We start from the raw sequence: 19,840 nt of genomic DNA on the forward strand, positions 1-19,840 counted from the left end.
ACCTCGATGACACGGAAGCCCAGGGCGACCTGGGCTTCCGGCATTCTTCTCCCAAAAACCTCACCACTGTTACAGATGGGGCATTACGCTCAAGATAAGGATCTTCACTACCGTGAAGAATCATCACGTCTGTTCTGGTAAGGGGCGAATGTGGTGGAAGAAGAGTGGGTGGGGCGGGGAATCGACGTCAACACTCCCAGCGTCGCCCGGATGTACGATTACTACCTCGGCGGGAAGGACAACTTCGCGGCCGACCGCAGCGCCGCCGAACAGATCCTCTCCATAGTCCCCGAACTGCGCATGGGCGCCCAGGAGAATCGGGCCTTCCTCGGCCGGGCCGTCCGGTTCATGGCGGAGGCGGGGATCAGGCAGTTCCTGGACATCGGCACCGGCCTGCCGACGCGGGGCAGCGTCCACGAGGTGGTGCACCAGATCGCACCGGACGCGCGCGTCGCCTACGTCGACAACGATCCGATCGTGCTCGTGCACGCCAGAGCTCTTCTTGGCGGGAACCAGGACAAGATCACGGTCACCTCGGGTGACCTACGGCAGCCCGAGGAGATCCTGAAATCACCGGAGATCCAGGACCACCTCGACTTCTCCAAGCCCATGGCCGTGCTGCTCGTGGCAATCATGCACTTCATCACCGAGTCCGACGACCCCCGCCGCATCGTGGCCACGTTACGGGACGCCATGCCGCCCGGCAGCTATCTGATCCTCTCCCACGGGACCCATGAGGGCCGGCTCGAGGCCGCGGACAAGGGCTCCAAGATCTACGAGCGTGCCAACTCACCGCTCGTCCTCCGCTCCCGCCAGGAGATCCTCGATCTGTTCGACGGATTCGAACTGGTCGATCCGGGGTTCGTCTGGCTCCCCGAATGGCGGCCGGACGGATCTCCGCCCGCCGACCCCTCACAAGCGCTGATCATGTGTGGGGTGGGTAGGAAGGCCTGATGACTCTCCGGTCGGGGCGGGGTCTACGCGGCACGACCGGTCCGCCGCCCCGGAAACGCTCGTCACCGTCGCACGAGAGGCGGTGAGCCCGGGCCGCGCTGTTCAGTGGTCGCGGCGGGTGACAAGCCGGGCGAGTGCGGCCAGCTCGGCTGCCGATGCGGACATCGCCCCCGCCGACCGGAGGTGGGCCAGTGCCCGCGTCAGCAGTTCGGCGGCCTGCGCCTGACTCCAGGCATACCCGCCTGCGGCGTCGACGAGCTCGGCAGCGCGGATCAGATCGGCGTCGGACAGGGGACGCTCTCCAAGGTAGAGCCCCGCCAGCTCCCGTCCGGCCTGCGTGGCGGAGGTGAGGGCGGCCACGACCGGAAGGGACTTCTTACGGCTGCGCAGGTCCGAATAGACCGGCTTGCCGGTCACCATGGGATCGCCCCAGATGCCCAGGAGATCGTCGACGAGCTGGAACGCCAGCCCCACATCCCTGCCGAAGGCGTGCAGGTGTTCAACCTGCTTCGGGCTGCCACCACCGAACAGCCCGCCGAGCGCGCAGGCACACCCCAGCAGAGCACCGGTCTTGCCTGCCGCCATGCTCAGGCACTCGGCGAGCATGACGTCCTGACGCTGCTCGAAGGCGAGGTCGGTGTTCTGCCCCTCCAGCAGCTCCTGGATCGCGACGCTGAAGATCCGCGTCGCCTGCGGGGTCGCCGGATGCCCGGCTGAGGCGAGCACGTCGAAGGCCAGGGTCAGCAGGGCGTCACCGGCCAGGATCGCCGGGCTGACGCCGAAGACGGCCCAGGCCGTGGGGCGATGACGGCGGGTCCTGTCGCCGTCCATCACATCGTCGTGCAGAAGGGAGAAGTTGTGTGCCAGCTCGACGGCGACCGCCGCCGGTAGCGCCGCGGCGGCGCCGCCCCCCACCGCCTCGGCCGCCAGCAGGGCGAGCGCGGGGCGGATCGCCTTGCCGGCGTCCGCCCCGGCCGGTCGGCCGTGCTCGTCCCACCACCCGAAGTGGTAGCCGGCGATACGCCGCATCGCCGGGGGCAGCCTGTCGGCCACCGGGCGCAGGGCGGACTCGACCATGTCACGGCTCCAGGCCAGTACCTCGCCGGCCGGGCGCCCTTCGGCCGTCACCTCAACCGCGGTCATCGGTTACCTCCTCTGTGGAGACCTTCGCCTTCGGGCGGGGGAAGAAGCGCGGACCCCGGCTCCCCTGACCGACGGGTCGGAGGCGGCGGGCGGTTCCGAAAGGCTGCATGTGCCCTGTCCTCAGTGGCCGAGTTCGACGTTTTCGAGGATGCCGAGCGCGTCGGGGACCAGCACGGCCGCGGAGTAGTAGGCGCTGACCAGATAGGAGATGATCGCCTTCTCGCTGATGCCCATGAAACGGACCGACAGGCTGGGCTGGTACTCATCGGGAATGCCCGTCTGGTGCAGGCCGACGACGCCCTGGTTGTCCTCTCCGGTCCGCATGGCGAGGATCGATGTGGTGCGGGTGCCGGTGATGGGGATCTTGTTGCAGGAGAAGATCGGGACGCCCCGCCAGGCGGGCACCGTACCCCCGCCGACGTCGATGCCGAGAGGGTAGATCCCGCGGCTGGTGCATTCCCTGCCGAACGCGGCGATGGCGTACGGGTGAGCGAGGATGAACTGCGTGTTCCTCCGGCGGCTGAGCAGCTCGTCGAGGTCGTCCGGGGTGGGCGGTCCGGTCCGCGTGTGAATCCGCTGCTTGAGATCGGCGTTGTGCAGCAGCCCGAAATCACGGTTGTTGATCAGCTCGTGCTCCTGTCGCTCCCGCAACGCCTCGATCGTCAGCCGGAGCTGCTGCTCGATCTGGTCCATCGGGTCGTTGTAGAGGTCCGCCACCCGGCTGTGCACGCGCAGCACGGTCTGCGCGACGCTCAGCTCGTATTCACGGGGTGAGATCTCGTAGTCGACGAACGTCCCCGGAAGATCCGCCTCTCCCTCATGCCCTGCCGCCATCTCGATGGCGGCCTCACCGTACTTGTTCTGCGGCCCTTTCGGGCCGGTCCGCACCTGGTTGATGTGGGCCTGAAGTGCCTCGGACTGGTCGGCCAGCTCCTGGAACGCCTGCCGGGTCAGGACCAGCGCGGTCCCCGAGGTGACCGCCCTGACGGTGAACTCCCACTCTCCCCGCGGGCCCCCCAGCGCCTCGTCGCCGACATGGTCGCCGCTGGCCAGGACCCCCAGGATGACCTCGTTACCGTAGGGTCCGGTAGCGACCTTGTTGAGTTTGCCGTGCGCGATGAGCACCACCTCGTCGGCCGGCCGGCCCGCCTGCACCAGCGCGTCCCCCGGCGCGAACTCCCGCTGCACGAACCGCTCCCCCAGCGCCTGCAGAAGCTCGGAGTCGTCGAAGGAGCGCAGCGTCGACAGCTCGCACAGCTCGGCCGGGATCACTTTCACCTGCGATCCGACGGTGGTGAAGCTCACTCGCCCGTCACCGACGGTGTAGCTCAGCCGCCGGTTCACCCGATACGTGCCGCCCGAGACCTGCACCCACGGCAGCATTCTCAGCAGCCACCGCGAGGAGATCTCCTGCATCTGCGGCGCTGTCTTGGTCGTCGTCGCGAGATTGCGCGCCGCGGCCGTACCCAGACTCAACTGCGCCCTGCCGGCATCGAACTCCGTCACAACACACCACCTGTCCGCACTCGTGTCGAAAGAGAGAAATGAGGGTTGGAGTCAGAGAACGGGGAATCACGGAATCGACCATCGTCAAGGCCGCAAAAACCGCCCCACCCCTGGTACGAGAATTCGGCTGCAGACCGCCCTCACGAACAGGACTGATTTTGTAGGCCCCTTAAATGACCTGTCAAGCGTTGAATATTTTTCGGCAAAACGCGAAGATCACCGTTATTGGGAAACCTGAGCCTAAAATCGACTTTCGCGGTTTTGTTGGTTACCGCAGTAGGTTGCCCGGTTATGCACCTTATTGAGTGACCTACCTTTTGGAGGAGAACCCGACCGGCGGCCAGTGCGGGCGGGGAGCCACCGGTCTCCGCACCGTACGGCAGTGGCCCCGGCCCGGCATCTCCCCGGGCAGGGGCCACTGCGAGACGGTCAGCGCCCGTGCCGGGCGGACCGGGTATGCCGACGGTCGCTCCGGATCCGCTAACGGACCCCACGCTTGTGGTACAGATTGGTCACCAGGATGACGCCCACGGCGGCCAGGACGATCTGAATGATCAGTTTGATCCAGTCGAACCCCCGGGTGACGCCCACTCCGAGCGCGCCGGCGATCGCGGTACCGATGAGGGCCGCGACGATACCGATCACAATGGTGAGCCAGATCGGGATGTTCTGGCGCCCCGGCACAACCAGACGGCCCAGGGCGCCAATGATCGCTCCGATGACGATGGCGGAGATAATGCCGGTAATTATCATGGTCCTCACTCCCATATTCGTCTACCGGATGTATACCCGCGGGGGAGAGAGCGCCATCCCGCCATCTCCGGATACCGGAATTCCTGGTCAAGGCCAGGTACTCCACGGTTCACGGCCACACCCGACAGGCGGGGTCTCCGCTGGAGGTGCGGGTAAGGAGACCACGTGACCACTGAGGAACGGCCGGGCAGGCCCTCGCCTTCCGACATCGACGACATGACCGTCGAGGCGCTGGGCAGGCTGTCCGAAGCACTGGAGACGACCGAACGGGCCCGGGGCCACCTCTACTCCTTCCACCAGCTCACCGGCCATGCCGACCTGCAACTCGACCGGGCCGTGGAGCTGCTGCGCGCCGCCGGCCACGCCGACCTGGCCGACATCGTGGCCGACGAGCTGATCGGCCGCGACGTGCTGCCCGGCCAGTGGACCTTCCAGGTCGTGGAGGAGTACGACGACGGCTACTACCGTTTCTTCCGCGAGCTGGAGAGACGGATCAGGGACCAGCTGGCCGGCGGCCGCCGCCATCTCCACGAGGCGCGGATGAGGGAGCGCCGTCAGAGCTGAAGATCGGGAACCCCGGACGGACGTGCCCCACACGCCAGGCGTCATGCGGCTGCGGCCGTCACGACATGGGCCCCGTACAGTGGCGGCATGGGCACGGTCGAAACGGTGGGTCTGGTGCTGCACCCGCGGCGCGACTCGAAGGTGGCCATCGACACGATCGTGGAGTGGGCCCGCGCCCGGGGGGTGACGGTGTACGGCCTGCTCGACGAGGTCGGGCGGATCGACTGCAGCGCGGTCGCGGTCGACGCCGACACCCTTGTGGAATGTGCCGACCTGCTGGTCAGCCTGGGGGGCGACGGCACCATGCTGCGCACCATGCGGCTCATCGCCGGACGGCCCACCCCCATTCTCGGCGTGAACCTCGGCAAGCTCGGATTCCTCGCCGAGATCGACGTCGACGAACTGCCCTCCGCGCTGTCGTTCATCGACAACAGCCAGTACACGGTCGAACCCCGCATGGCGGTGCGGGCGACCCTGCCCGACGGAAAGTCGGTGACCGCGTTCAACGACATCGCCCTGGTCCGCATCCCCGGCGACGGCCTGTCCGCGGTGGCGATCTCGGTGGAGGGCCACCCCTTCGTCCGCTACGCGGCCGATGCCGTCATCGTGGCGACGTCCACGGGATCAACCGCCTACAGCTTCTCCGCGGGCGGCCCGATCGTGTCCCCGACGGTCGAGGGGTTCCTCGTCGTGCCGGCGGCGGCCCACTCGGCGTTCAACCGGGCACTGGTTCTCTCCGCCGACGAGCATGTCAGCCTGGAGGTGCTCCCGACGAGCGGCCGGCTGGCCATGGAGGTGGACGGGGCGATCGGCGCCCACCTGTGTCCCGGAGACCACCTCGCCATCACCGCGATACGCGCCCTCGCCTGGGTCGTACGGCTCGGCACCACGAACTTCTATGAGCGCGCCCGCCGCAAGCTGCGGGTGAACGACAGCGCCGAGATCGGCTAGGGACCGGCCGCGTCGACGCGGCCGGCGTCAGGTCGGTCATGAGCACCGGCGTCGGCCGGGTCACCGTCCGATCCCGCCGCGCGCCATCCCCTGAACGTGACCGGGCCCCAGGTGCGGGGCCCGGTCACCAGGTCCCGCCGGAACTCGCCTCCGGTGAGCACGATTCCGGCTCCGGCACGTGACCCGGCTCGAAATACCCGACACGCCGGGGTGCCTTCGCTATGCTGATCTCCCCAGTTCAGGGCGGACTATCATCTGGTCTCAGCGTGGAGGCTTACCCGTGCCCGAATGGCCCTCCACCCTCGATGTGACGGAGCTGATGGCGGACGGCTGGCGCCCGACCCCGTTCCGCCAGTTCATTCTCAAGCTCCACAGCCGGTGCGACCTCGCGTGCGACTACTGCTACATGTACGAGATGGCGGACCAGAGCTGGCGGTCTCGCCCCCGCCGGATGTCCCCGGCGATCATGTCCGCCGTCGCCACCCGGATCGCCGAGCATGTCCACGCGCACGCCCTGCCCTCTGTCGAGGTGATCCTGCACGGGGGCGAACCACTGCTCGCCGGTCGCGAGCCGATCCGGGAGGCGGTCTCCTCGATCCGCGCCGCGGTCGGCCCGGGCAGTCGCGTCGACGTCAGCCTCCAGACCAACGCGACCTTGCTCGATACCGCCTACCTGCGGCTTTTCGACGAGTTGGACGTACGGATCGGTGTCAGTCTCGACGGCGACGCGGAGATGCACGACAGGAACAGGCGGCGTCCGAACGGCGACGGGAGCCATTCGGCGGTCACCGCCGCCCTGGAGCTGCTCTCCTCCCCGCCTTTCCGCCACCTGTTCGCCGGCCTGCTGTGCGCCGTCGACCTCCGCAACGACCCGATCGCGACCTACGGAGCGCTGCTGGAGTTCGATCCGCCGGCCGTGGACTTCCTTCTCCCCCACGGCAACTGGTCTGCTCCTCCGCCCGGCCGCGTGCCGGGCTCGGACGCCACGCCGTACGCGGACTGGCTGATCACCGTCTTCGACCGGTGGTACGGCTCTCCCCGTCAGCCGACCCGCATCCGGCTCTTCGGTGAGATCATGCATCTGCTTCTCGGCGGGGCGTCCACCAACGAGCAGGTGGGACTGTCTCCGGCGGGGATGGTGGTGGTCGAGACCGACGGCGGGATCGAGCAGTCCGACATCCTCAAGTCCGCCTACGACGGTGCGGCGTCCACCGGGCTGCACGTCACACGTGACCCCTTCGACACGGCGCTGATGCTTCCCTCCGTCGCCGCGCGCCAGATCGGCGAGCTGGCCCTGGCGCCGCAGTGCACGTCGTGCCCCGTGGCGCGCGTGTGTGGCGGCGGTCTCTACGCCCACCGTTACCGCGCCGGGAACGGCTTCGCCAACCCGTCGGTCTACAGTCCCGACCTGCTCCGCCTCATCACCCACATCAGGCGAACCCTCGCAGCTGATGTGTCCACTTTGAAGGGTTCCCATGAACCTCCGTGAACACCGGATTCCTGCGGATACGTTCTCCGTTCTGTCGGCGGGCGGGGGTGGCGTGGACGCGGCACGCCTGCTCGCGGCGGCGCAGTACAGCAAACACGTGCTCCTGGTGCGCGGGGTCGTGGACACGGCCCGGGTGACCGGGCATCCCCAGGCGGGCGATGCCCGCCTGGGCTACGACCTCCTCACCGCCGTCCAGTCCAGGCACCCGGAGGCCGTCGACACGGTGCTGCGCTACCCGTCGGTCGGAGCGTGGGCCCGGCACACCGTCAGAAAGCTCTCCGAACCCGGCGCTCCCGCCGTACCGGGGCAGCTCGGAGCCCTGGCCGTAGCCGCAGCGCTGCGATCCGGCACGGCCTGCACGGTCGAGGTGCCCGTGGCCGAAGGAACGATCACGATCCCCTCCGTGGGACAGATACTCGTCCCCGGCGGCGCCGCCCGCGCGACGGTCCGCTGCACCCCGGAGGGCGCGGAGGTCGCGGGAGACGGCTTCCGGATCGAGGTCTCCCCGTCCGCCGACGGCGGCGACACGCCTGGCTGGCGGCCCCTGCGGGCATTGACGGCCGAAACCGACGGCAGGTGTCTCCGTGTTCTCATCGACGACCTCGATCCCTTCCGTATGCCAGGCTCGGCCGCCCTGAGCAGCAGGCTCAACGCGATGCGGATGGCGTACTGGCAGTCCGCGCTCGACTCGGCCTGGGATCTTCTCGTCCGGCATCACCCAGCGGTGGCCGACGAGGTCGCCACGGTGATCTCCGTCTTCGCCCCGATGACCCCGGAGAACGGAGGGCAGTCGAGCGCGACCTCCCGTGAGACCTTCGGCTGCGTGGCGCTCTCGGAGCCACTGGACGGACGCTCGCTCGCGGTGACGCTCGCCCACGAGGTCCAGCACGCCAAGCTCTCCGCCCTGCTCGACGTCGTTCCGCTGCTTCTGCCCGATGACGGTTCCAGGCACTACGCGCCCTGGCGCGACGACCCCCGCCCCCTGGGTGGACTTCTCCAGGGGGCCTACGCCTACCTCGGCGTCACCGGCTTCTGGCGGCGTCAGCGCGCGCACGAGAAGGGCAAGGCCGCCATCCTGGCGAGCGCCGAGTTCGCCCAGTGGCGGGAGGCGGCACGCTCCGTCTCCGGCACGCTGGCGGGCAGCGGGCGGCTGACCGCGGCGGGAGAGATCTTCCTGACCGGCATGATCACACAGTTGGACGCGTATGCGGCCGAACCGGTCCCGGCCGAGGCCCTGACGCTGGCCCGCGAGGCGAGCCGGCTCCACCGCGACCGGTGGGTAGAGCGCAACCGTTAGGTCCTTCCACGGCGCGGCGAGGTCCGCGGGACAGAACCTAGATCGCCGGCGGGTCGAAATCGAAGTCGAGGCGGTCGTTCCTGGCCGCCACGATGACATCGGGATGGCCCTGCCCCAGCACACGGTGGTAGCGCTCGAAGGTGTCGGCCCGCAGGCTGTCCGCCTCCTCGTCGTGCCCCTCCGCCCGCAGGTCCTGGACCAGGTTGGTGGCGCAGGCCAGGGCCAGCGGATGGTCGATGCCGAGAACGTCGCGCAGCCTGCCAAGGGTGTCCTGGCTCATGACGAGCGCGTCGGCGGTCTCACCGAGAACCGCGAGGTCGCTGGCGAGATTGATCGCGCACGTCAGCGAGTAGTGGTGGTCCACGCCGAGCGTGCGGTTGAGGCCCTCCCTCGATATCTCGTCGAGCTGCCGGGCCTGTTCGGCGTCTCCGTGAACCCGGAGCAGCAGTGCGAGGTTGGTGGCGCACCCGTAGTTGAAGGGGTGGTCCTCGCCGTACATCGCCGGGTAGCGGGTGGAGGTGTCCCTGAGGAGTTCGAGCGCCTCACCGGTACGCCCGCCGGCCCGCAGCGCGTTGGCCAGGCACAGGGCCGCCGCGAGGGTGTCGGGATGATCCCGGCCGAAGTTGCGTTCCTGCCGTTCGAAGGTGCTCTCCGCGAGCTCCAGCGCCTCGTCGATCGCTCCGGCCCGGCGCTTGGCGATGGACAGGTCCTTGGCCGTGCGCAGCGTCCAGGGATGGTCGGCGCCCAGCTCCTGCAGACCGTATTCCAGGGCGTCCTCACCCAGGTCACAGGCTTCGAAGTATTCTCCGCTCAGCCGTACGACACGGGCGAGGCCGTTGCGGAAGGCGAGGATGTTCTGCTTGCTGGAACCGGCGCCGGCACGGCTCTGCACCATGTAGGTTCTCTCCAGCAGCCGGCGGGTCGAGGTGTAGTCGCCGAGCAGGAGATAGTCGATGCTCAGATTGTTCATCGCGCGCAGCGTCCGCCGGTGGTCCGGCCCGAACACCGCCTCGTGCAGGCGCAGGGACTCCTTGTCGTGCTCCAGAGCCGCTGAGAACTCGCCGCGTGCCCGGATGTCGGCGCCGTAGCTGTTGGTGAGCAGCAGTGTCTCGGCGTGTTCCGGGCCGAGCACCTCCGCCATGCGGGCGAGTGTCACGCGGTTGAGGTCGTAGGCGGCCTGGTATTCGCCGAGCTCGCGCACAATGATGCCGAGGTGACGCTGGGCCGAGAGCACGTACTCGTCGTCTTCGCTGGAGTCCTCCCGCCACTGGGTGAGGAGGCTCTCGACGAGCACCCGCGCCGACTTGAAGTCGCCTGAGGAGTAGAGGTAGCGCACCACGTCGAGGACGAACCGGCGGACCTGCGGCTCACGGCTCTGGGCGACATGCGCGGGCGTCACGTGGCCGAGCAGCTCGGAGTAGCGGGGCCACGCCGTGTTGTCGTCGGGCTCGTCGGGCGCCGCGGCGGCGAGCAGGAGATGCACCTCGCGCCGGAAGCTCGCGCTGTCCCGCGCGTTGAGTTCGTCGCGGAGAAGGGCCTGGACCAGCCGGTGGACCTGGATGGTCCGGCTGACGGAGTCGAGCCGGACCAGGGCGTACCGGCCGAGTTCGCGGATGGCCCGGCTGACGAGGATGGGGTTGCCGAGCAGCGTGCCGAGGCGGGAGTCGGCCTCGGCATGCTCGGGCAGCGGCCCGAACACGTCCCGGGGGATGGGCTCGGGACCGAAGAAGGCGCAGCAGCGCAGGAGCTCGACCGCCTCGGGCATCTTGGAGACGAGCTGCGACACCGACAGGGACCAGGCGGCGGTCATCGACACCGGATAATCCGACGGCTTGCTCTCCGCCAGTAAAAGCGCCGTCTGCTCGTGGAGCAGACGCAGGTATTCGTCGACGGACATGCCGGTCTCGGCCTGCAGCGCACCGGCCTGCTCCAGTGCCAGTGGCAGGTCTCCGAGCTCCTCGGCCAGCCGGTTGGCCTCGTCGCGGCTCACCGCCTTGGACACCCGCTTGCTGAGGAACTCGATGCTCTCCTCCCGGCCGAAGACGTCGATGGCGACGGTGTCGACGACGCCCTGCCACCGGTGGTTACGGGAGGTGATCAGGACATGTCCCGGCCCCCGGGGCACGATCTCGTTGAGGTCTTCGGGCTGGTCGGCGTTGTCGAATATCAGCAGCCACTTGTCGTACGGCTCGCCCCTGCGCAGGGCGTCCAACACCGCCGTGGCGGCGTCCTCGATGCCGGTGGTCGCTGCCGACGGCAGGCCGAGGTAGGGGGCGAGCCCAGCCAGGGAGGAGCGGACCAGCATGGGCTGGTCCGCCGGGACCCACCAGACGAGGTCGTAGGCGGATCTGTAGCGATAGGCGTATTCGATGGCGATCTGGGTCTTGCCGACACCGCCCAGCCCGTGGAGAGCGTGCGGGACCACCGCGGTGACCTCGGCGGTGACTCCCTTGCGCAACTGTTCGAGCAGATCGTCCCTGCCGGTGAAGTTCTTGTTTCGCTGCGGAACCTTACCCCACACGTCCGGTGACCGTCCCGATGTCCGCGACGTCCCGGATGAGTGCGAAACAGCCACGTGATCGCCTCCACTGATCTGGTTCCGCGCTCACTCTAGAGCGGGTTCAACTGAATTTTTATATGCCGGTTAGACAGAATCTTCTATTCGACCCGCTTAACTTGAAACACTTCCGTGACGACGAGGGACGAAAAGGAATCTCGGCCCCCATAGTCACAAGTCACAAAAATCCCCAATAGCGACAAACGTCCCAGCCCACCCCGGGGTCGAAGTTGACTTCATAACATGGAAGGATAGGGGCGTCAAGATGTTTGATGAGCCAGGGAGCCCAGGTGGGTGAGCAAGCTACGGATTTCGGCACAGACCTTATCGATGTGACCGACATAAGACTGAGCGACCTCGATGAAGTAGGGGAGTCCAGCCTCGCGCACGCACTGCGCCGGTTGCTTAGCGAGGAGGACAGCGGCCCGGTCGCCGGATTCACATCGTCAATCTAACAAGGCTTGACGGCACCGCCCTGGATGTGCGACACAAGGTGTCACAAATGGACCTTCCACCAATAACCAGGGCGGTGTCGTGGACGACGCGGACTGGCGGCGGTTGATCGACCAACTCCGCAGCGGGGACTGCACGCCTTTTCTCGGCGCGGGAGCCTGTTACGGCACTCTCCCGACCGGTTCCGAACTCAGCAGAAACTGGGCAAATATATACAAATACCCCTTTCCGGATGACCACGACCTCGCCCGGGTCATGCAGTACGCGGCGGTGCAGGAACGCGACCCCGTCTATCTCAAAAGGCAGATCTGCGACCACCTCCGGTCACGCGGACTGCCGGACTTCAACCATGCCGACGAGCCCCACGCGCTCCTTGCCAAGTTCAAGCTGCGCGTCTTCCTCACCACGAACTACGACAACTTCCTGGTGGAGGCGCTGAGAGGCGAGGGCAAGACGGCGAACACCGCGGTGTGTTCCTGGGCCGACCGCACCCCCCAGGAAACACCGGAGCTGCCGGAGCCCTCGGTCGACGAGCCGCTCGTCTACCACCTTCATGGAAACTGGGCGGAACCATCGTCACTGGTCCTCACCGAAGACGACTACCTCGAGTATCTGGCCAACGTGGCGGCGGCACAGTCCTCCGGCAACCGGACGCTGATCCCCATCCCCGTCCTGCACGCGATGACCACCAGTTCCCTTCTGTTCATGGGCTACAGCCTGCAGGACTGGACGTTCCGCGTGCTCTTCCACGGCCTTCTCCGCACCATCCCTGACGTCAACCGGCGGCGCCACGTGAGCGTGCAGCTGGTCCCGCCGGTGAACACGCCGATAGCCGAGGCAGAGGAGCGGGCGAAACAGTACCTCGCCCACTACCTGGGCGAGAGGTTGCGCATCTTGATCTTCTGGGGCACCGCGGCCCAGTTCTGCGAGGAGCTGCGGCTCCGGCTGGGACCGGGCTCATGACCCCCGCGGAGCACGTGCGGAACGGGGCGGGTCAGCCGTACCTGGGGCTGCGCGCCTTCCAGCGGCAGGACAGCGGCCTGTTCTTCGGACGCGAGCGGGAGTCGCGCGAGATCGCCACCCTCTGGCAGGCCGGCAGACTGACCGTGCTGTACGGGACCTCCGGCGTCGGCAAGACCTCACTTCTGCACGCGGGGGTCCTGCCGCTCCTCGGCTCCGACCGCGTCGACGTTCTGCCGGTGGGCCGGGTCGCCCCCACCCCCGCCATTCTCGCCTTCTCCGCATCCGCACCGGTACGCAACATCCACACCCTGAGCCTGCTGTCCTCCTGGTCGGCCGAGCCCCTCTCCGAACTCGCCGGACTGACAGTCCGCGACTTCCTCGACCGGCGTCCCGCACGCGTCGACCGCTACGACGATCCCATACCGACGCTCATCTCCATCGACCAGGCGGAGGAGATGTTCACCGGCGCCTCGTACCAGGAGACCGAACTGGAGGAGTTCGTCGCCCAGTTGGCCGACGCCCTCAAGGCGGACGCGGGACTGCGCCTGCTCCTGTCGATGCGTCAGGAGTACCTCGCGTCCATCATGTCCTTCGAACACATACTGGGCCAGGGGTCCCGCGCCTGGTTCCACCTGCTGCCCTTCCGGCGGAAGACCGCGCTGGAGGCCATCCGGCGGCCGTTGGAAGGCACCAGCCGCAGCTTCGGTGAGAACGCGGCCGAGCTACTGGTGGACGACCTGCAGACCGTGACGATCCACAGCGACCAGGGCGCCAGGACCGTACTGAAGGTCAGCAGCGTGGAGCCGGTGCAGCTCCAGGTGGTCTGCTCCGCGCTGTGGGAGTCGCTGCCTCCGGAGGTCCACGAGATCACCGTCGACCACGTACGGATGCACGCCAACGTCGACCGTTTCCTGGCGGGCTTCTGCAGGCGGATCCTGAAGGAGGTCGCGGAGCTACACAACGTTCCCGAGGGCAGCATCCGCTCCTGGCTCAGACGCGCCTTCATCACCGAGCACGGCACCCGGAGCACCGCCTATGAGGGAGTGCACCAGACCTCCGGCATGCCCAACGCCGTGGTCCGGGCCCTGGAGGACCGTTACATACTCAAGGCCGAGTACCGGGCGGGCGCCTGCTGGTACGAGCTGCAACACGATCGCCTCATCGCCGCCATCCGGCACACCGATCCTGAGACGTTCCTCCAGGCGGCGCGGGTCGCCCTCTCCAGAGCTCAGTGGGCCCACGCACGGGAGCTGACTGAGGACGCGGTGCGTACGGCGGAGTTCGACGACCTGGGGGTACGGGCCGAGGCCGAGGCCATCTTCGGTGACGTCGCGGTCGGCACAGAGGATCCGGAGACCGCGTGGAGACACTACGACGCGGCGGCCGAGATGTTCGCCGTACTGCAGCGTGCCGACGGCGTGGGCAGGGTCCTCGCCGCCAAGGGCCGTCTGTCGATGAAGCTGGGCGACTACTCCAGGGCGGTGAGCGCGCTCAGTGCCGCCGTCGCCAGGGTGCCGGGCGACATCTCCGCGCAGGCCGACCTCGCGCGAGCTCTCTGGCACGTCGGGCAGCCACACGCGGCCCTGATCGTCCTGAACGGCGCTCTCGGCGTCGCGGGCGACACCCTGCTGGACGCCCTCGCCCTACGCGGAGCGATCCTCGCGGACCTGGACCAACCCCAGGCCGCGCTCCGCGATCTCGACCATGACCTCGTCCGCCGGCATCAGCAGCCCGCGACCCTGGCGGCCCGCGCGCTGGCACTGGCCCTGGCCGGCCGCTTCGACGCCGCGGAACAGGAGGCCGCCGACGCGACCGCGAACGCCGGGAACAACGGTCCCGTGCTGCTCCGTGCCGCCCGTATCCGCGCCATCCTCGGCAACGCCGGGGCAGCGGCCGACCTGGCCGCCCAGGCGATCAGGGCAGACGATCCCACCCTTCCCGAGCATCTGCGGGAGCAGGCCCGTCGTCTGCTTCCGCAGCCGGAATGACACCCGCCGGCGCGGCCTCCTGCCAGATGTAGTCGAACTGGCGGACCCAGTAGGAGTACCAGCGCTCACTCTGAGCACGGTTCAGCTCCAGATGCATCCGCGACGAGGTCGAAGGGTTGTGAAAACCATGGATTTCGACGATCGCCCGCCCCTTCGGGGTATCGGGATCGATGAGAACGATGCTGAATCCGGGACTGTACGGCAGGAGCCGGTACCCGAACCGTCCCTCCATCTCCCACTTACTCATGAGGTCCAACCGCTCGATCGTGTTTTCCAGAGCGACGGGAAGTTTTTGGATCGGGAAATCAACGGAATCGTCCAACTGCCGGGACGCCGTCCTCACCGCGGCCTTCTCCGCCGGGTCGAGAATCACTACACGGACCGATCCCCCCGCACGGGCGAGCACGTTCTTACGCAGGATCTCACAGGTGTGGGCGGAGAGCAGGTTCACCGCGGATGGTGCGAACACCCTGACGTCACGCGCGCTGGCCAGGACCGAAGACAATGGCGCGGAGTCAAACGCGGACCTGTCCCCCAGAATGCTCGTGGAGGCCTCGGGGCGCTCTTCCGGCAAGGTGAGCCGGTAGACCAGAATTCCCACTCCGGAAAGAAGCGCCGCCCATTTCAGCTGATCGGGAACCACATCTCCGAAGATCGACAGAAGGGCGAAAGTGAACACGACGACGGTCACGACATGAGCATCGACGTTCTGCCGGATTTTCAGGTCCTGGATAAGCCGTCGCAGCCAGACCACCACGCCTCCTCCGGGCCTTCTCACCGCTCACGGCCCATGGGTACATTGTCGATCACGAGAATTCGGAATGCGCGCTGTCAGGCCGATTCCATTGAATCGGCCTTCACGTTCCCGGATCCCATGACGGCCGTGCTGCGCCCGATCATGAGGCGAGGGCCAGGTGCCCTGGAACACCTGGCCTTCGGCCGGGAAGACCGCCACGTGCTGTGACGGCGGCCGGACTGATTCAGAGACTGCGCGACGAGCCGTTCACCGTCAGGACGCGCTCCGGCGTCTCGATGGCGGGGAAGGTTCCGGTGTCGATGATCCCGTGCTCGTTGTAGGCGGCCTCGATCAGGGCGTGCGCCTGCGGCTCCAGCTTCCACAGGGCACGGTACTCCCGGGCGGTGGCCAGCGTGATGCCGGTCTCATGAGCGATGTCGGCCGCGCGGGGGACGAACTTGCGCTCGATCTGCTTGTCCCAGTACTCCCTCGCCGCGCGCATCAGGGCGGCACGCTGCGCCGTGTCGACGACCGGCAGGGCGGTCTCCACCACCTCGACCTCCTCGTCCTCATCCTCGTCATAGGCCAAGGACCTGGCCGGGGACAGCTCCGCGGAGGCACGCGGCTCCTCGGGAGCCCACGGCACGGGCGGGCTCAGGTCGATCAGAGCAGAGGTGTTGTAGAGCGCTCCGATCTGGGACAGCAGCGCCTCCTGGCGGTCCGTGTCGACCGCCAGGCCGGTGTGCTCCACCGCCTGGTCCATCGCCCGGTCCAGCTTGATGAGCGCCGCGCGCATCTTACGATCGGACGCCCCGGCCTCGCGGAGCGCGCGGGCACGCTTGGCGGCCAGCGCGACGCGGGTCAGCCTCCGGTGGGCGTCCACCTCGCTGGCGGTACGGTCGCTGGCCTCGGCCAGCCCGACGCGGACCAGCATGCGCTCGGGGGTGAGCCGCCAGTGGATGCGGGCGCGCCCGGTGATGCGGTGCCGCTCGATCGCCATGCCCCGCTCCCACAGCCACGCGGCCACCAGCGGGGCGGCGAGCCGGAACAGGGCTTCGGCGACGCTGCGGGCGTCCATGCTCGACAGCACCGCGGACAGTCCGGTGAGCGTCCACACCGCGATGCCGTCGATACCGGCGGAGTAGTTCTCCCTCATATTGCGGCGGGCCCGCACGGCGCTGGTGATCACGGCGACTTCGATGAACGCGAAGAGCAGGAGTCTCAGGGGACCGTCGAAGCCCAGCACGTCACCGGAGAAGCGCCACATGCCCTGGGCGGATACGCCGGTGGCGATGCTCGCGGCCACGATGGTGAGGATGTCCTCGGCCGGGCGGGGGGAGACGAAGCGGTGGAAGAACCGGTTACCGACACGGTAGACGGCACGAAGAGCGAGATAGGCCAGGCCCAGAAGGATCAGCGCGGTCACGCAGATGATGACCGTTCCGACCGGATGGTCCGATGCGAAAGCGGTGATTTGATCGATGGGGGGCATCAGTCACGGTCCGTCAGTCTCGATGTCCGACAGGATATGGACGCGATCATTCCAGAATGTCAGCAGCTTGTTCGCGAAACGAGAGTTCACGTCTGTGGCCGGAGTGAACCCGTGAGCAGATCCGCGAGCCTCCGTGACGGCCGAGGTCACGGGGGTGGGGAGGCCTGACCGTCCTCGGCCGGAGCCGCCGCGAGGGTGTCCAGGATCTGCCGGCCGTACTTCGCCAGTTTGTTCTCGCCGACACCACTCACGTCGCCCAGTTCGGCCAGGGACGACGGGGAGCCGGTCGCGATCTCGCGCAGGGTCGCGTCGTGAAAGATCACATAGGCGGGCACGCCCTGCTCCTTTGCGGTGACGGCGCGCCAGGCGCGGAGCCGCTCGAACACCGGGACGGCCTCCTCCGGCAGTTCGGCGGGGGCGGCGCGGCGGGATCCGCCGGTCCGTGCCGCGGGCTCGGCCTTGGCCCGCGGCGCCCGCTCGGGCTCGCGCCGCAGCAGAACCTGGCGCTTGCGGCTCAGCACCTCGGCGCTCGCGTCGGTGAGCAGCAGCGTGCCGTAGTCGCCCTCGACGGCCAGCAGTCCCTGGGCGAGCAGTTGACGCACGACGCCCCGCCACTCGGCCTCGCCCAGCTCCGTGCCGATACCGAACACCGTCAGGGAGTCGTGGCCGAGCTGGGTGACCCTGGCCGTCCTCCTGCCGAGCAGGATGTCGATGATCTGACCCGCGCCGAACTTCTGGCGCCGCTCACGCAGGAGCCTGAACACGGTCGACAGGAGCTTCTGGGCGGCGACCGTACCGTCCCACGACTCCGGCGGCGTCAGGCACGTGTCACAGTTGCCGCAGGCCGTGCTGTCCTGACCGAAGTAGGCGAGCAGCCGCACGCGGCGGCACTCGACCGTCTCGCAGAGGGCCAGCATGGCGTCGAGGTGGGTGCCCAGGCGGCGCCGGTGGGCGTCGTCGCCCTCGGAGGTGTCGATCATCCTGCGCTGCTGCACGACGTCCTGGAGACCGTAGGCCAGCCAGGCGACGGAGGGGAGGCCGTCGCGTCCGGCCCGGCCGGTCTCCTGGTAGTAGCCCTCGATGGACTTGGGCAGGTCGAGATGGGCGACGAAGCGCACGTCGGGTCTGTCGATACCCATGCCGAACGCGATGGTGGCGACCATGACGAGACCGTCCTCGCGCAGGAAGCGCGCCTGGTTCGCGGCCCGGGTACGCGCGTCGAGCCCCGCGTGGTACGGCAGCGCCTGGATCCCGTTCTCCGCGAGGAACGCGGCGGTCTTCTCAACCGACCCCCGCGACAGGCAGTAGACGATGCCCGTGTCCCCGGGGTGCTCGGCGCGCAGCAGTTTGAGCAGTTGGCGCCTGGGTTCGTTCTTCGGCGCGATGCGGTACTGGATGTTCGGGCGGTCGAAGCTCGACACGAAGTGGCGGGCCTGTTCCAGGTTCAGCCTGGAGGCGATCTCGGCGTGGGTGGCCTCGGTGGCGGTCGCGGTCAGCGCGATGCGGGGGATGCCGGGCCAGCGCTCGTGCAGCGCGGACAGCGCGAGATAGTCGGGCCGGAAGTCATGCCCCCACTGGGCCACGCAGTGCGCCTCGTCGATGGCGAACAGGGAGATCGTGCCGCGGTCGAGCAGCCGTAGCGTCGCGTCGGTTCTCAGGCGTTCCGGTGCCAGGTAGAGCAGGTCCAGCTCGCCCGCGAGGAAGGCCGCCTCGACCTGGCGGCGCTCGTCGTGGTCCTGCGTGGAGTTGAGGAATCCGGCCCGCACGCCGAGCGCCGTCAGGGCGTCGACCTGATCCTGCATGAGCGCGATGAGTGGTGAGACGACCACGCCGACGCCTTCCCGCACGAGCGCGGGGATCTGGTAGCACAGCGACTTGCCGGCGCCGGTCGGCATGAGCACCAGCGCGTCGCCTCCGGCGACGACGTGTTCGATGATCTCCTGCTGGCCGTCCCTGAAGGAGTCGTAGCCGAAGACACGGTGCAGCACGCGCAACGCGTCGCTCACCTCGGGACCACTCAGGGGAGAGACCATCGGGTCATTCTACGAGGCCCCGTACGGCCGACCGGTGCTTTCGCCCATCAGCCGGATCCCGCGCCGCCCCGCTGATCGGCGGCGGCCACCGCCCGGCCGATGCGCATGTGAACGGGCCGGAAGGTCTCCCCGTTGACGGACTATGCCTACTCCCATAGCCGACTCTTCACGGGTAGGAAGAGCGCAGAAAAAGAATTAAACAGGCGGCGGCAAATTGACTTCCGGTCGCGCGGAACCGTCTTTCCGGCAGACAAAGGAGCGCAGATCGGGACGGTTTTCATTTCAACAGCGGGAGCCATCCCACAGAAAAACTCCAAACAGGCCGCACAAGTTGGCCAATGCTTCTTGTGAAGAACTTTTCGAGAGAGGTATGGTCCATCGCGTCAGCCTTTCAAGCTGGCAGAGGGAACTCGATGACCTTTCGCACGCAGTGTGCTGACCGGTTCCACTCCGGCCGGCTCTGCAGATGACTCCATGGTCGGCCGTCTGATCGCCACCGCCAACGCGTCCGCACTGATCCCGGAGGAGAACCGGTCGATGACCCCCTCCTAAAGGAGGGGGCTTGAGGTGCCACACCGCGCACCGATAGCCCCGCGTTGACCAGCCCGAGTCGATCACCTGAAGGAGGTGCATTCGATTGACTACGTTTCACGTAAGTGAGCAGACCCACCGGCAGGTGCTTCCTCAGCCTGCCGCTCTGGAATCCGTGGGAGCAGACAACCCCGAGGGTGGGGACGAAACGGCTCACGGACTCCCGGCTGTGCCGGGCGCCGGCGTGGAACATGGGCGAGGGGAGATCGAGCGGACCGGCACCCGGTCTGCTCGGCGTCACCCCGAGGACGCTTCGGCGTCCGAGGGAGCGAACCTCCCTCCCTGCCAAACTAGACAGAGGCAACAAAAAGGTACATAACTCTGTATCGAGGGCGGGGAAGGAGACATCCCTTCGTGGGAGCACGACAGC

The 19,840-nt window shown here is 67.8% G+C and carries 16 protein-coding genes; 9 read left to right on the forward strand and 7 right to left on the reverse strand.

Features of this window, described 5'->3' with window-relative positions:
- Window positions 1-150 precede the first annotated feature (150 nt).
- A complete protein-coding gene (locus tag ACIN94_RS27620) occupies window positions 151-954 on the forward strand; it encodes an SAM-dependent methyltransferase (protein WP_400711952.1) in 804 nt (267 codons plus the stop codon).
- A gap of 102 nt (window positions 955-1,056) precedes the next feature.
- Here the strand turns inward: ACIN94_RS27620 and ACIN94_RS27625 are convergent, their stop codons facing one another.
- The 3 genes from ACIN94_RS27625 to ACIN94_RS27635 all read right to left on the reverse strand — a co-directional run bounded on the left by ACIN94_RS27625 (window position 1,057) and on the right by ACIN94_RS27635 (window position 4,356).
- Window positions 1,057-2,097, reverse strand: coding sequence for a family 2 encapsulin nanocompartment cargo protein polyprenyl transferase (locus ACIN94_RS27625; RefSeq protein WP_400711955.1), 1,041 nt, complete (start codon window positions 2,095-2,097; stop codon window positions 1,057-1,059).
- A gap of 120 nt (window positions 2,098-2,217) precedes the next feature.
- Window positions 2,218-3,603 (reverse strand): family 2B encapsulin nanocompartment shell protein, encoded by a 1,386-nt coding sequence (locus ACIN94_RS27630; protein WP_400711958.1) that lies wholly within the window; start codon window positions 3,601-3,603, stop codon window positions 2,218-2,220.
- 480 nt (window positions 3,604-4,083) lie between these two features.
- Window positions 4,084-4,356, reverse strand: a complete 273-nt coding sequence (locus ACIN94_RS27635; RefSeq protein WP_400711961.1) for a GlsB/YeaQ/YmgE family stress response membrane protein — start codon at window positions 4,354-4,356, stop codon at window positions 4,084-4,086.
- Between the two features lie 165 nt (window positions 4,357-4,521).
- On the opposite strand from ACIN94_RS27635, the gene ACIN94_RS27640 reads away from it, so the two are divergent.
- The 4 genes from ACIN94_RS27640 to ACIN94_RS27655 all read left to right on the forward strand — a co-directional run bounded on the left by ACIN94_RS27640 (window position 4,522) and on the right by ACIN94_RS27655 (window position 8,657).
- Window positions 4,522-4,920: a hypothetical protein gene (locus tag ACIN94_RS27640; protein WP_400711964.1), complete on the forward strand. Its 399-nt coding sequence runs from the start codon at window positions 4,522-4,524 to the stop codon at window positions 4,918-4,920.
- A gap of 87 nt (window positions 4,921-5,007) precedes the next feature.
- Window positions 5,008-5,871, forward strand: a complete 864-nt coding sequence (locus tag ACIN94_RS27645; RefSeq protein WP_400711967.1) for an NAD(+)/NADH kinase — start codon at window positions 5,008-5,010, stop codon at window positions 5,869-5,871.
- Between the two features lie 280 nt (window positions 5,872-6,151).
- Entirely contained in the window at window positions 6,152-7,360 is a 1,209-nt protein-coding gene (locus ACIN94_RS27650) for an FxsB family cyclophane-forming radical SAM/SPASM peptide maturase (RefSeq protein ID WP_400711970.1), read from the forward strand.
- Between the two features lie 52 nt (window positions 7,361-7,412).
- Window positions 7,413-8,657 (forward strand): HEXXH motif domain-containing protein, encoded by a 1,245-nt coding sequence (locus tag ACIN94_RS27655; protein WP_400711973.1) that lies wholly within the window; start codon window positions 7,413-7,415, stop codon window positions 8,655-8,657.
- Between the two features lie 37 nt (window positions 8,658-8,694).
- Here the strand turns inward: ACIN94_RS27655 and fxsT are convergent, their stop codons facing one another.
- A complete protein-coding gene (gene fxsT / locus ACIN94_RS27660) occupies window positions 8,695-11,178 on the reverse strand; it encodes an FxSxx-COOH system tetratricopeptide repeat protein (protein WP_400711975.1) in 2,484 nt (827 codons plus the stop codon).
- 308 nt (window positions 11,179-11,486) lie between these two features.
- Between fxsT and fxsA the strand changes: the two genes are divergently transcribed.
- The 3 genes from fxsA (at window position 11,487) to ACIN94_RS27675 (ending at window position 14,618) form a co-directional block, all read left to right on the forward strand.
- Window positions 11,487-11,669, forward strand: a complete 183-nt coding sequence (gene fxsA, locus ACIN94_RS27665) for an FxSxx-COOH cyclophane-containing RiPP peptide (RefSeq protein ID WP_400711977.1) — start codon at window positions 11,487-11,489, stop codon at window positions 11,667-11,669.
- Window positions 11,670-11,748: 79 nt separating this feature from the next.
- Entirely contained in the window at window positions 11,749-12,630 is an 882-nt protein-coding gene (locus ACIN94_RS27670) for an SIR2 family NAD-dependent protein deacylase (RefSeq protein ID WP_400711980.1), read from the forward strand.
- Window positions 12,627-14,618 carry a tetratricopeptide repeat protein gene (locus ACIN94_RS27675; RefSeq protein WP_400711983.1) on the forward strand — a complete coding sequence of 664 codons (1,992 nt, stop codon included), beginning with the start codon at window positions 12,627-12,629 and terminating at the stop codon, window positions 14,616-14,618. Before ACIN94_RS27670 ends, ACIN94_RS27675 begins: the two co-directional genes overlap by 4 nt.
- Here ACIN94_RS27675 and ACIN94_RS27680 read toward each other — a convergent pair.
- A complete protein-coding gene (locus ACIN94_RS27680; protein ID WP_400711986.1) occupies window positions 14,545-15,309 on the reverse strand; it encodes a hypothetical protein in 765 nt (254 codons plus the stop codon). The genes ACIN94_RS27675 and ACIN94_RS27680 overlap by 74 nt on opposite strands.
- 3 nt (window positions 15,310-15,312) lie before the next feature.
- On the opposite strand from ACIN94_RS27680, the gene ACIN94_RS27685 reads away from it, so the two are divergent.
- Window positions 15,313-15,582, forward strand: a complete 270-nt coding sequence (locus ACIN94_RS27685; protein ID WP_400711989.1) for a hypothetical protein — start codon at window positions 15,313-15,315, stop codon at window positions 15,580-15,582.
- A 16-nt stretch (window positions 15,583-15,598) separates the two neighbouring features.
- On the opposite strand, the gene ACIN94_RS27690 is transcribed toward ACIN94_RS27685, so the two are convergent.
- Entirely contained in the window at window positions 15,599-16,780 is a 1,182-nt protein-coding gene (locus tag ACIN94_RS27690; RefSeq protein WP_400711992.1) for a hypothetical protein, read from the reverse strand.
- A gap of 212 nt (window positions 16,781-16,992) precedes the next feature.
- A complete protein-coding gene (gene recQ / locus ACIN94_RS27695) occupies window positions 16,993-18,879 on the reverse strand; it encodes a DNA helicase RecQ (protein WP_400711995.1) in 1,887 nt (628 codons plus the stop codon).
- Window positions 18,880-19,840 lie beyond the last annotated feature (961 nt).

This window comes from Streptosporangium sp. NPDC087985, assembly GCF_044741965.1.
Classification (GTDB): Bacteria; Actinomycetota; Actinomycetes; order Streptosporangiales; family Streptosporangiaceae; genus Streptosporangium.

What these genes read in the sequence shown, in the direction of transcription:
- recQ (WP_400711995.1), bottom strand. Translation starts at nt 18,879, where the DNA reads ATGGTCTCTCCCCTGAGTGGTCCCGAGGTGAGCGACGCGTTGCGCGTG.
- ACIN94_RS27675 (WP_400711983.1), top strand. Translation starts at nt 12,627, where the DNA reads ATGACCCCCGCGGAGCACGTGCGGAACGGGGCGGGTCAGCCGTACCTG.
- ACIN94_RS27625 (WP_400711955.1), bottom strand. Translation starts at nt 2,097, where the DNA reads ATGACCGCGGTTGAGGTGACGGCCGAAGGGCGCCCGGCCGGCGAGGTA.
- ACIN94_RS27645 (WP_400711967.1), top strand. Translation starts at nt 5,008, where the DNA reads ATGGGCACGGTCGAAACGGTGGGTCTGGTGCTGCACCCGCGGCGCGAC.
- ACIN94_RS27685 (WP_400711989.1), top strand. Translation starts at nt 15,313, where the DNA reads ATGAGCATCGACGTTCTGCCGGATTTTCAGGTCCTGGATAAGCCGTCG.
- fxsA (WP_400711977.1), top strand. Translation starts at nt 11,487, where the DNA reads ATGAGCCAGGGAGCCCAGGTGGGTGAGCAAGCTACGGATTTCGGCACA.
- ACIN94_RS27635 (WP_400711961.1), bottom strand. Translation starts at nt 4,356, where the DNA reads ATGATAATTACCGGCATTATCTCCGCCATCGTCATCGGAGCGATCATT.